General features: G+C 56.5%; 9 protein-coding genes and 1 pseudogene. 1 reads left to right on the top strand and 9 read right to left on the bottom strand.

The annotated features are described in order from the left end of the window. Nucleotides 1–45: 45 nt before the first annotated feature. Complete coding sequence (ptsP, locus tag OR573_11645; protein ID XGA81734.1) at nt 46–2,313, bottom strand: phosphoenolpyruvate--protein phosphotransferase; 2,268 nt, start codon at nt 2,311–2,313, stop codon at nt 46–48. 135 nt (nt 2,314–2,448) lie between these two features. Beyond that, nucleotides 2,449–2,928, bottom strand: a pseudogene (locus OR573_11650) (RNA pyrophosphohydrolase). A gap of 145 nt (nt 2,929–3,073) precedes the next feature. Here OR573_11650 and OR573_11655 point away from each other — a divergent pair. After that, complete coding sequence (locus tag OR573_11655) at nt 3,074–3,730, top strand: HAD-IB family hydrolase (protein ID XGA79151.1); 657 nt, start codon at nt 3,074–3,076, stop codon at nt 3,728–3,730. A gap of 157 nt (nt 3,731–3,887) precedes the next feature. Here OR573_11655 and OR573_11660 read toward each other — a convergent pair whose 3' ends face one another. The 7 genes from OR573_11660 to OR573_11690 form a co-directional block, all read right to left on the bottom strand. Further along, on the bottom strand, nt 3,888–4,862 hold the full coding sequence (locus tag OR573_11660; protein ID XGA79152.1) for a malate dehydrogenase: 975 nt from the start codon (nt 4,860–4,862) through the stop codon (nt 3,888–3,890). A gap of 306 nt (nt 4,863–5,168) precedes the next feature. Further along, a complete protein-coding gene (gene rsd, locus OR573_11665) occupies nt 5,169–5,657 on the bottom strand; it encodes a sigma D regulator (GenBank protein XGA79153.1) in 489 nt (162 codons plus the stop codon). A 165-nt stretch (nt 5,658–5,822) separates the two neighbouring features. Continuing rightward, the gene (locus tag OR573_11670) at nt 5,823–6,329 is read right to left on the bottom strand and encodes a disulfide bond formation protein B (GenBank protein XGA79154.1); all 507 of its coding nucleotides are present in this window, start codon (nt 6,327–6,329) and stop codon (nt 5,823–5,825) included. Further along, the gene (gshA, locus tag OR573_11675) at nt 6,329–7,915 is read right to left on the bottom strand and encodes a glutamate--cysteine ligase (GenBank protein XGA81735.1); all 1,587 of its coding nucleotides are present in this window, start codon (nt 7,913–7,915) and stop codon (nt 6,329–6,331) included. Before gshA ends, OR573_11670 begins: the two co-directional genes overlap by 1 nt. A gap of 242 nt (nt 7,916–8,157) precedes the next feature. After that, entirely contained in the window at nt 8,158–10,506 is a 2,349-nt protein-coding gene (locus OR573_11680) for a Tex family protein (protein XGA79155.1), read from the bottom strand. 66 nt (nt 10,507–10,572) lie between these two features. After that, entirely contained in the window at nt 10,573–11,070 is a 498-nt protein-coding gene (gene msrB, locus OR573_11685) for a peptide-methionine (R)-S-oxide reductase MsrB (GenBank protein ID XGA79156.1), read from the bottom strand. Between the two features lie 142 nt (nt 11,071–11,212). Further along, nucleotides 11,213–12,769 (bottom strand): phosphoenolpyruvate carboxykinase, encoded by a 1,557-nt coding sequence (locus OR573_11690; GenBank protein ID XGA79157.1) that lies wholly within the window; start codon nt 12,767–12,769, stop codon nt 11,213–11,215. Nucleotides 12,770–12,951: the final 182 nt, after the last annotated feature.

Below are 12,951 nucleotides of genomic sequence, written 5' to 3' on the forward strand. Positions count from 1 at the left end.
TTCCTGCAATGGACCAGGGAGCACTCGCGCCCTCAGGCGCATGACTTAGGCACAGGACTTGGGCGGCATCAAATGGCCAAGCTCCCAAGCGTCCATACGCGCATCCAGATGGGCATGTACCTGTGCTGGCGTATCCAGCTGCATGATCTCATCAAGGAGCTGTTTCGCGTCCACCAAGGTAACTCTGCGTATTGCGGCGCGCACCTTGGGTAAATTTGGTGCATTCATGGATAGACTGTTAAAGCCCATAGCCATCAATAAAAGCGCGCCCGCCGGGTCTCCCGCCAGCTCACCGCACAGTGAAATTGGCTTATCCAGGCGTTTGGCATCCTGAGCCAGCTCCACCAGTGCCCCCAAAAGAGCCGGATGCAGTGCATCATAAAGGTCAGCGACCCGTGGATTGTTTCTGTCGACCGCCAACAGGTACTGGGTCAGGTCATTGCTTCCCACTGAAAAGAAATCAACCCGCTTGGCCAGGGCATCCATCTGATAGATCGCCGCCGGCACTTCAATCATGACGCCTACCTTGGGCCGCTCAACCGCGATACCCTCTTCACCCAGCTCCTCAACCGCCCGCTCCATCAGGCGCAAGGCTTCATCAACTTCTTCAACATTGGTAATCATCGGGAACAGCACATACAGATTATCCAGCCCCTGGGACGCTTTGAGCATGGCGCGCAACTGGACCATCAGAACTTCCGGATGATCAAGCGTGACCCGCATACCCCGCCAACCCAAAAAGGGGTTGGCCTCCTCAATCGGGAAGTAAGGCAAGTCCTTGTCTCCACCAATATCCAAGGTACGCATCACCACAGGCAAGGGCGAAAAGCTTTCCAGCTGATCCCGATACAGTCGCGTCTGCTCTTTTTCGCCGGGGAAGCGCTCGGTAATCATGAAGGGCACTTCGGTACGGTACAGCCCCACACCACTGATACGGCTTTTCAGCAAGGCCACCACATCCACGGTCAGGCCCGTGTTCACCATCAGCGGCACCTTGTAGCCATCTGGGGTCTGGCTAGGCAAGTCCTGTTCGTGCTCCAACAGGGCTGTCAGGGCCTTCTCTTCTTCAATCAGGGTGGTATAGTGAGCGGTCAGTTCAGGGCTGGGACGGACGAACAGGCGCCCGCGGTGGCCGTCCAGCACCACTGGGGCGCCGGAAAGGCGCGGCAGCGGCAGGTCAACCATTCCTAATACCGTTGGAATGCCCATGGCCCGGGCGATAATCGCCACATGGGAGGTGCTTGAACCGCGCACGGATACCAGTCCTTTCAAGCGCTCGCGCGGCACCTCACCCAGCATGGCCACGCTGATTTCATCGCCCACCAGAATGGCGTTTTCCGGATAGGTATCCGGTGTAGAGGGCGTATCTTCCTGCAGATGCGCCAGCACCCGACGGCCCAGATCACGAATATCCGCCGCACGTTCGCGCAGGTAGTCGTCATCAACGCGCTCCAGATATTGCACATGACGGCGCACCACATCGGCAAGCGCCCCTGGCGCCCACTGGCCTTCGCGGATGCGTTTTTCCACTTCCTCGGTCAGTGCTGCTTCACCCAGCATCTGCTGATAGACATCAAACAGTGCCAGTTCCTGAGCTGAAATACGATTGACCAGTCGCTCTGCCGCCGCGCGAATTTCACTCCGGGTCTTGCTGACCGCCTCCTTGAGGCGGGACACCTCAAAATCCATGTCACTCGGCACCAGATCTGGCACGCTATTAAGATCTGCCGGTGGCGTGATCACCACCGCCTCGCCTATACCGATACCCGGTGATGCTGCCACCCCCTTGAAAGTTGCCTGGCTGCCTGCCAGCGAAGGTCGCGTAAAGTTGCCGGTAGCCAGGGCATGTGCCAATACGCCCGCTAACTGAGCCGCCATGGTGACCAGAAAGGCTTCATCCTCATCGTCATAACGGCGCTTTTCTGCCTGTTGCACCACCAGTACGCCGAGCATCTGGCGCTGATGAATGATAGGCACACCCAAGAAGCTTGAGTAACGCTCCTCTCCGGTGGATTCAAAGTAGCGAAAATGAGGATGTAATTGGGCATCCTCCAGATTAAGTGGCTCACTGCGCTTGGCCACCAGACCCACCAGACCTTCGCCCAAGGGTAGCACTACCCGGCCAACTGCCTGGGTACGCAGGCCAATGGTCTCCATCAGGATTAATGATTCAAGCTCCTGATCATAAAGATAAAACGAGCACACGTCAGTGTGCATGGCCTTACGGATCCGGCGCACCATAGTCGCCAGGGCCGCATCCAGATTACGCGCGCCATTCACTTCCTGGATGACGCGACGCAGCACCTCGAGCATGGACGTTTTACTTTTCACTATTATTGGCCTCGCTGAGGAAAATTAGGGTTCACCGGACCTTGAAGAACCATCGCTTGCAGAAACATCGCTTGAGTAACCACCACCTGACGACTCTATCAGCGATGAATCGCCCTCCAGGGCAACACGCTGAAGGCGCGGTGAAAGCTCACGTAGCGCTCGGCGATAGACTTCCCGCTTGAACGGCACCACCTGCCCAAGCGGATACCAGTAGCTGACCCAGCGCCAGCCATCGAATTCAGGCTTGGGGGTTGCCGTCATGCAAATCTGGCTTTCCTGGCAGCGAATCTGCAGTAAAAACCACTTCTGTTTCTGGCCGATGCACACCGGCCTGGCATGGGTTCGAATCATGCGACGTGGTAGGCGATAGCGCAGCCACCCTCGGGTGCAGGCGACAATATCAACGTCATTGGCGGTCAGGCCAATTTCCTCATGCAACTCACGAAAGAGTGCTTGATGTGGCGTTTCACTTGCCTTGATGCCTCCCTGAGGGAATTGCCACGCATTCTGCCCTACACGACGCGCCCAAAGCAGTTGCCCCTCGGCGTTGGCAATAATGATGCCAACGTTGGGGCGAAAGCCGTCTGCGTCGATCACGGACGTCACCTTAATAAATTTTTAGTTGCCCCCATTTTTCCACAAGCAAGACAAGCGTATCAATACAATATAACGCTAAGTGGTTAAACCAGGGTGACTCTGCGATAATTCATCGCCTCATAACATAACATTAAAGGGGAGCGCCGTGAGTCTGGCTATTTTCGATCTGGACAACACCTTGTTATCCACCGACAGCGATCACGCCTGGGGCGAATTCCTGCTCGAGCAAGGCGCGGTAGATGCGGTGGCCTACCACGCCGCCAATGAACGCTTTATGGCGGACTATAATGCGGGCACCCTGGATATCCATGCCTTTCTGGAGGTGGCCTTAAAACCACTGGCCGAGCACAGCCCCGAACAGCTTGCCGCCTGGCACCAGCAGTTCATGGCCAGCAAGATTGAACCGCACATCCTGCCCAAGGCCGAAGAGCTTATTGCCCGCCACCGCACGCGTGGTGATACGCTGTTGATTATCACTGCCACCAATCTGTTCATTACCGGCCCGATTGCCGAACGGCTGGGTATTGATCATCTGATCGCCGTGGAGCCAGAGATCATTGATGGCCGCTACACAGGCAGGGTAAGCGGCATTCCGAGTTTTCGTGAAGGCAAGGTCACCCGGCTTGAGCAATGGCTGGAACACCAGGATATGACCCTCGACGGCGCCTGGTTCTATAGCGACTCACATAATGACCTGCCGCTCCTTGAGCAGGTAGATCATCCGATCGCGGTTGACCCCGACGACACCCTGCGCCAGATCGCCGAACAGCGCCAGTGGCGAATCATGAGCCTGCGGGATTGAGTGGTGAGTGGTGAGTGGTGAGTGGTGAGTGGTGAGTGGTGAGTGGTGAGTGGTGAGTGGTGAGTGGTGAAATGTTATCAAACTGAAAAACCCCGCAAGCATGCTCGCGGGGTTTTGCGTATATCGAGCGCTTTTTCAGGCGCTCCATATAACATGCTTAGCCAAGCAGATGCTCGACCGCTGCACGCTCTTCGCGCAGCTCTTTTTCAGTCGCGGCCATCTTCTCTTTGCTGAAGGCGTCCAGCTCAAAGCCCTGGACGATTTCGTACTTACCGCCGTGGCAACGCACCGGGTAAGAGTAGATGATGCCTTCTTCGATGCCATAGCTGCCGTCTGACGGGATCGCCATGCTGACAATGCCCTTGCTGCCCAGCGCCCAATCGTGCATGTGGTCGATGGCAGAAGATGCTGCAGAGGCCGCAGAAGAAGCGCCGCGGGCCTTGATGATGGCTGCGCCGCGCTGCTGTACGGTCGGGATAAAGTCGTTTTCGTACCAGTCGCGCTCAACCAGATCAAACGCTGCCTTGCCGTCAACCGTGCACTGGGCCAGATCCGGGTACTGGGTAGCACTGTGGTTGCCCCAGATAATCATGCCTTCAACATCCGTCACGTGCTTGCCGGTTTTCTGGGCCAGCTGGGTCAGCGCACGGTTATGATCCAGACGCGTCATGGCAGTGAACTGACCAGCATCCAGATCCGGCGCATTGCAGGACGCAATCAGGGCGTTGGTGTTGGCCGGGTTGCCAACAACAAGAACGCGCACATCACGGCTTGCATGATCATTCAGTGCCTTGCCCTGCACCGAGAAGATCGCGGCGTTGGCTTCCAGCAGGTCTTTACGCTCCATACCCGGGCCACGCGGACGGGCACCTACCAGCAGGGCGAAGTCAGCGTCTTTAAAGGCAACGTTCGGGTCATCCGTGGCAACGATATCCTGCACCAGCGGGAAGGCACAGTCGTTAACTTCCATAACAACGCCATTCAGGGCATCCAACGCCTGGGGAATTTCCAGCAGTTGGAGAATCACCGGCTGATCTTTGCCCAGCATGTCACCAGCGGCAATGCGGAAAATAAGTGAATAGCTAATCTGACCGGCGCCGCCGGTAATCGCAATACGAACAGGATCTTTCATCATGACTCCTTGGTTAATTGGCCTTGATACGACCAAGAGCAGAATGCCGTTAATAGCGCTTCTGGCCACCAACGACACAACTCAGGACGAGCTGATGGTATGCGCAGTGCAATAAAAACTCAATCAGACCTGCGGCTAGGTAAGTAAGAACCAGACTGTTTCCTGCTCTGAGTTATCTATTCAGCACCTACTATTCAGACGATTCAGCACCCACTATCTTGGGCAAACACACACAACAATACTGGCAAGCGCCTTTCAGCGCACTGCCAGTGCTCAACATGGAAAGTGAACAGCCAACGCTCGGTATCAGGCCGGTGCCTTGGCCTGTTCCGGGCTGTGGGCGGCATGAAGTTTTGCAATCAGCTGATCTTCCAGCGCGAAGCGTTCGGTAAGCCCTTTTGACAGGCGATCAATCCAGGCTGGCAGACGAATGAGGTTCTGCTGACAGCGAATCGGCGTGGCATAGTCATTATCGAACTCAAGGGTCATTTCCGTTGACATTTCCAGGCGTTCAAGCAGCCTAGCTGCCAGCGCCAGCGCGGCTTCATCATCAAAGGCCTTGGCCTCATCAGCAAGTTGAGGATACACCTCAAAGTGGCCGGCACTGATGTAATCCATCAGCAGTTCACTAAAGCTATCGACGTGGGTTTTGTTCACACCTTCAAGCTCAGCGTCGCAGGCTTGCTGCAACGCCATGAAACTGACCAGCAGCTCCTTGCGCTGCTGTAGCCAGCGGTCAATCAAAGCGTGGACACCACCCCAGCGCTCCTGGGCATTTTTGCAATCTTCGAGCATGGGGGCCATCTCCCTGTTATCAGACCGGATAGATGGATTACACCTGGCAGATCAGGCTGAATCAAATTTCACACGCCCGCTGAAATGTCAGGGTGAACCCATCAGAAAACGACTTGGTTACGCACAATTAATATTGGCCAAGCGTCTCCTGTCCAGCGGCAACTGTCAACCACGCGAAGGTGCAAAAGATAGCCACAGCAACCTGAGTGGCGCCAGCGCCAATATCAAGAACCCCACCAGCGTCCAGGCAGGCAGCGAAAGGCCCAGCAGCATGAAATCAATCTCCGCACACTCCCCCGACCCTGACAGCACGCGGTTGACCACGTCCTGAAGTGGCAGCATATCCATCATGTAGCTGAGATCTGGCCCACAGCTGGGCACTTTATCGGCGGGTAAGGACTGCAGCCAGATATGGCGACCCGCAACAAAGGCACCACCGGCTACGGTCACCAGGCTCAAGACGCTATAAAACGCCCTGCCCCATCGGCCCGACGGGTTATGCACCACCGCCACCAGTAACACAGCGGCCGTGGCAATCACCCCCACCCGCTGAAATACACACAGCGGGCAGGGTGCCAAACCGGCAATATATTGCAGCCCCAATGCTACTGCCATCATCAGGCCACAGAAGGCAATCCCTGCCAGCGCCACGCTGCGCGTCGATAACAACATTACGAAAGCCCTCCGGCCGTGGAAAAAGCTGCAAGACGAGATTCCCGCGCCTGGGTAAAATAGCTATCCAGAAACTCATTGAAGCTGACCTGATCGGCGTCTTCGATATCGTGCTGCTGCTGATGAGAGGTTTCCACTAACTGATCCAGCAGGGCCTGGCGAGCACGCAGCATCGGCTGCTGTTGCAAGGTATCTCCTTGCTGTTTTGCCAGCGTCAGCATCAACTCACTTAGTGACATCTCCTGATCATGCAGCTTCGTAAGCAACTGGGCAGATAGGGTCAGGTCCGGATGCTGCAAGGCAGGCGCCAAGGCGGATACCGCGTCCGCATGCGGCGACCCTTCTTCCATGGCATCCAGCAGGCTGGCAACCGTCATCATCTCAGCACATATCTGCTCACCCCACTCGGCCACACTGACGGCTTCTCCGTGGCGAGTCAGGGTCAACGCCGGGTCACGCCCGCGCTCCACCACCAGACGACGATTATCGTCCAGACGGTCACATTCTTCATCGCTGATCCAGGGGCTTTCGCTCAGCAGGCACCACAGCAAAAAGGTATCCACAAAACGGATCTGAGGCTCGGTAATGCCCAGAGGATCAAAGGGGTTCAGATCCAGACAGCGCACCTCGATATACTCGACGCCCCGCGCTTCCAGCGCCTGGCTGGGCGTTTCGTTATGTTTGGTGACCCGCTTGGGGCGGATATCGCTGTAGTATTCGTTTTCGATCTGCAGGATATTGGCATTCAACTGCTGCCAGTAACCGTCAACGTTGACACCCAGCTTTTCGTAGTCGGGCCAGCTTGAAGAAATCGCGTGGCGCAGGGTATTGACGTAGTTGCCCAGGGAGTTGAAGCAGATCTTGAGCTGCTCCTGCACCTTGTTCTGGTAGCCAAGATCCGACATACGCAAGGTGGTCGCGTAAGGCGCATAGTAGGTTTCATCATCCAGCGTATGCAGCTTTTGCGGCAATTTTCCGCTCGGTAAAAAGCTTTTATCAATGGCCGGAGAAGCGCCAAACAGATAAAGCAGCAGCCAGCTGTGGCGACGGAAGTTGCGGATCAGGGCAAAGTAACGCGTCGAACGATAATCGTTAAGCGCCGTCTGCTCTTCACCTTCAAGGGCCTGCAACGCCTGCCACATGCTATCCGGCAGGGATACATTGTAGTGTACGCCGGCAATGGCCTGCATGATGCGGCCGTAGCGTACATCCAGCCCTCTGCGATAGACCGACTTCATGGTGCCGATGTTGGATGTGCCGTAATCAGCAATCGGAATGCTGTCATTACCTTCCAGGCGGGCGGGCATGCTGCCCGGCCAGATCCACTCATTATCCAGCGCATGATAGGTGAACGTCTGCAGGTCACTCAGAAAAGCCAGCGCTTCGCGGGGCTGCGATGTCACCGGTGTAATGAACTCCAGCAGAGCTTCTGAATAATCCGTAGTGATATGCGGATGAGTCAGCTTGGAGCCGAGTGCATAGGGATGCGGCGTCTGGGCAACGTGGCCCGTCGCGTCTACCCGCAAGCCTTCTTTTTCAATGCCACGCCGCAGGCGACCCAGGCGTCCGGCTTTTGCCACCGGCATGAGACGTTCAACCTTACTATTCAAGGTTGATGACGCAGAAAAGGATGTATCTGTGAGTGGTTCAGACAAAGTGAACACTCCTTGTGTCTGGTCCGCCAGCAACTGACGGATAAACTCGTTTTATATGTCGCCCAGGCGACGCAGAAGCGCAGGATATGGCGCCATTAGTCAAACAATCAAGGCAAGCTGGCAATAGTATTACGCTATCGGCATTCATGTTGAACGAAAATACCTCGAACGGGTTACTTATCCTGCCGCGCTTTTAAAAGCGCTGCCCCCAGTGCACCGACCGCCGCTGGCTCCGGAGTTACCTTGGCAGCCTTACGCTGGCCACGCTCGTTAGCAGTGCGGCTATGCGTTTGCGTGGGGCGCTGGTTCGCCTCACCTGAAGCCTGTTCAGGCTGATCATCCAGGCGCATGGAAAGCCCTACCCGCTTGCGCGGTATATCCACGCTCATTACTTTGACATGAACAATATCGCCCGCCTTGACCACACTGCGCGGGTCGTCGATAAAACGCTCGGAAAGCGCCGAGATATGCACCAGACCATCCTGATGAACACCGATATCCACGAAGGCGCCGAAATGCGTCACGTTGGTGACCGTGCCTTCCAGTACCATGCCTAGCTCTAGATCTTTCAGGGTTTCAACCCCCTCACGAAACTCGGCTGCCTTGAACTCAGGGCGCGGGTCACGGCCAGGTTTATCCAACTCGGCGATAATATCGGTCACGGTGAATACCCCAAAGCGCTCATCGGCAAAGTCGGCGGGCTTGAGCGTTTTCAACGTGGCACTATCACCTATCAGGCCTTTCACATCGCGGCCCTGATGCTTGGCGATCTGCTCTACCAGGCGGTAGGCTTCAGGGTGAACAGCACTGGCATCCAAGGGGTTCTCGGCATTACTGATACGCAAGAAACCTGCGCACTGCTCGAATGTCTTGGGCCCCAGACGGCTGACCTCCAACAGCTCTTTACGGCTATTGAAAGCTCCTTTGGCATTACGCTGGGCAACGATATTTTCTGCCAGCGTAGCTGAAAGGCCGGCAACCCGCGAGAGCAAGGCGCTGGAGGCCGTATTCAAGTCAACACCCACCGCATTGACACAGTCTTCAATCACCGCTTCAAGGGATCTTGAAAGCTGTAGCTGAGAAACATCATGCTGGTACTGGCCCACGCCAATCGATTTGGGTTCGATTTTGACCAGCTCGGCCAGCGGATCCTGCAGGCGGCGAGCAATGGACACGGCGCCCCGCACGGTGACATCCAGATCCGGCAGCTCGCGGGAGGCGTATTCTGAAGCGGAGTACACAGAGGCGCCGGCTTCAGACACCATGACCTTGCTCAGGCGCTGTTCAGGGGCCATCCGCTTGACCAGCTCAGCGGCCAGTTTATCGGTCTCGCGGCTGGCGGTACCGTTGCCTACGGCAATCAGTGAGACGCTGTACTTCTTGACCAGGCGGGCAAGTTCAGCCAACGCCTGATCCCACTGCTTCTGAGGGGCGTGAGGATAAATCGTTGCCTGATCGACAAACTGGCCGGTGGCATCCACCACCGCCACTTTACAACCGGTTCTCAGGCCGGGGTCAATCGCCAGGGTCACTTTCTGCCCGGCGGGTGCGGCGAGCAACAGATCTTTGAGGTTGGCGGCAAAGACCTCAATGGCGGTCAACTCGGCTTGTTCACGCAGACGGCCAAGCAGCTCGGTTTCAAGCGCGGTATAAAGCTTGACCCGCCAGGTCCAGCGCACCACCTCACTCAACCATTTGTCAGCCGGGCGCCCTTCATCACGTACGCCCACCTGGCGGGCAATCGCTACCTGTGCGGGATGAACTGGCGCTTCCTCTTCACCCGGCAGGCGAATCGCCAAGCCAAGCACCCCTTCATTGCGGCCACGGAACATGGCTAATGCCCGGTGCGATGGCACCTTGGCGAGCTTTTCATCATGCTCGAAATAGTCGGAGAACTTGGCGCCTTCCTGTTGTTTGCCATCAAGCACCCGGGCGCTCAGTTCGCCCTCCTGCCACAGCCGTTCACGCAGCTGGCCAATCAGCTCGGGGTCTTCAGCAAAGCGTTCCATCAGAATCTGCTTGGCACCATCCAAGGCGGCCTTGGCATCTTCAATGGCGGCAATGTCACCGTCTGCCGGGCGCAGATAGGCTTGTGCTTCACGCTCCGGGGTTAATGACGGATTGGCCAGCAGCCCATCAGCCAGCGGCTCAAGCCCAGCCTCACGGGCAATCTGCGCCTTGGTGCGGCGCTTTTTCTTGAAGGGCAGGTACAAGTCTTCCAGACGCTGCTTGGTATCCGCGGCGTCTAGCTGGCGGGCCAGCTCGGGCGTCAGCTTGCCTTGTTCCTCAATGGCGGCCACCACGCCAGCACGGCGTTCTTCCAGTTCGCGCAGGTAACGCAGGCGCTCCTCCAGCTGGCGTAGCTGGATATCATCCAGTGCGCCGGTCACTTCCTTGCGATAACGCGCGATAAACGGAACGGTCGAACCTTCATCAAGAAGGGCTACTGTGGCCGACACTTGCTGGGGGCGAACACCGAGCTCATCCGCCAAGCGGGTGAGAATACGCTGATTGACATCCATATATCGCAACAATCTCATGCAGCTTTGATAAAGCCGTCAAGGTATCACAATCAGCGCCTTAACGCCTCAGGCCGGGACAAAACGCAAGGCAGCCCCGTTATTGCACCAGCGCAGACCGGTGGGTTCAGGGCCATCATCAAACACATGCCCCTGATGGCCACCGCAGCGGGCACAGTGATATTCCACCCGGGGCCAGATCAACGAGAAATCGAGCTGGCTGAGCATATGCCCTTCCACATGCTCGAAGTAGCTCGGCCAGCCTGTACCAGAGTCATATTTCATGGCACTGGTAAACAGCACCAGATCACATCCGGCACAGCGGTATTCACCCTCGCGCCATTCTCCATCCAGGGGGCTTGAAAAAGGCTCCTCGGTACCGTGTTCGCGCAGCACGTAAAAGGCTTTGTCGGAAAGTCGTTCACGCCACTGAGCTTCAGTAAGTTCAAGGGTTTCAAGCCCTGGGGCAGCCTCCAGTTTTACACGCGGAAAGCCAAACGAAACCCCTGGCAGCATCCCGGCCAGGCCTGTCAGCCCGGCAAGACCCAAAAAGTGACGACGTTTCATCAAGACAAGACTCCAGATGTTAATAAACAAAAATGGGGCAGCGCCTTAGCACTCCCCCATTGAGACCACATCGCTTACCTAATGTTCTACAGGCCAACTATTTTGTACATGCTAGTTTTGTACACGTTAGCCGGTCGACCTTTCAGGTCAGCTGCGGGCCAGCCTGGACAATCGCTTCATTCACACCTTCAAACTTCTTGAAGTTATCAACAAACTTGGTGGCCAGTTCCTTCATGTGACGGTTGTAAGCTTCTTTATCCTGCCAGGTTTCACGCGGGTCAAGCAGGCTGGAATCAACGCCGGGAACCGCCACAGGCACCTGCAGGTTGAGGCCATCAATCTGCTTGGTGTCTACATCACGCAGAACGCCGGACTGAATAGCGGTAATAATCGCGCGGGTGGTGGGGATCGAGAAGCGCGAGCCGCCTTCACCGTAGGCACCGCCGGTCCAGCCGGTGTTGACCAGATAAACCTGGGCATCCTTCTTTTCAACGCGCTTGATCAGCAGGTCAGCATACTCGCGCGCCGGGCGCGGGAAGAACGGAGCACCAAAGCAGGTTGAAAACGTCGCTGCCAGCCCTTCGGAAGAGCCCATTTCAGTAGAACCCACCTTGGCGGTGTAACCCGACAGGAAGTGATAGGCAGCGGCTTCCTTGGAGAGCACGGAAACCGGCGGCAGCACGCCTGACATATCACAGGTCAGAAAGACAATCGCATTGGGCTCACCGGCACGGTTTTCCGGTACACGTTTTTCAATATGCTCCAGCGGGTAGGCCGCTCGGGAATTCTGGGTCAGGCTGTCGTCGGCGTAATCCGGCTCGCGACGATCATCCAGCACCACGTTTTCCAGCACGGTGCCAAACTTGATAGCGTTCCAGATAACCGGCTCATTTTTCTCGGACAGGTCGATGCACTTGGCATAGCAGCCGCCTTCCATGTTGAACACAGTGTCATCGCCCCAGCCGTGCTCGTCATCACCGATCAGATAGCGCGCCGGGTCTGCTGACAATGTGGTCTTACCGGTGCCGGAGAGTCCGAAGAACAGGCAGGTCTCACCGTCTTCACCAACGTTGGCCGAGCAGTGCATGGGCAGCACATCCGCATCCGGCAGCAGGTAGTTCTGAACCGAGAACATGGCCTTTTTCATTTCACCGGCATAGCGCATACCGGCAATCAGGACTTTTTTCTCAGCAAAGTTGATGATCACGCAGCCATCGGAGTTAGTGCCATCGCGGCTTGGCTCACAGACAAAATGCGGTGCGTTGAAAATCTGCCAGGCGTCTTTGGCGCTCGGGTTATACACCTCAGGGCGCACGAACATGGTGCGGCCAAACAGGTTGTGCCAAGCCGTTTCGGCGGTCACCCGTACGGGCAGATAGTGCTCCGGATCACTGCCCACGTGCAGTTCGGAAACGAAGGTATCATGGCTTTGCAGATAATCATTGACCCGCGCCCACAGTGCAGAGAACTTGTCGGCGTCAAACGGACGGTTAACGCTGCCCCAGTCGATGCTGTCGCGGGTCGATGGTTCATCGACGATAAAACGATCCTTGGGTGAGCGGCCGGTGCGTTCGCCGGTACTCACTACCAGAGCACCGTTCGCCGACAGACGGCCTTCACCACGAGCCACAGCGCGCTCGATCAACTCGGCGGTGTTCAGGTTTACGTGGGCTTGAGGAGCAGCTTGAGTCGTGGTCATGTCGATTCCTGGGCCTTAGGCCATTTATCCGTTTACCCGGCGTCTCCGACGCCTGCAAAAAACATTCCCGACCGGCTTGACCAGGTCGGGTACGCTAAAATCGCGTGCATTATGACAAAAAGAAAGCCCCCGGAAAATGGGGGCTTAAGGCAAATATTTTGTAGTTAAACTACAACACTACC

This window comes from Halomonas sp. CH40 (genome assembly GCA_041875495.1).
Taxonomy (GTDB): Bacteria; Pseudomonadota; Gammaproteobacteria; order Pseudomonadales; family Halomonadaceae; genus Vreelandella.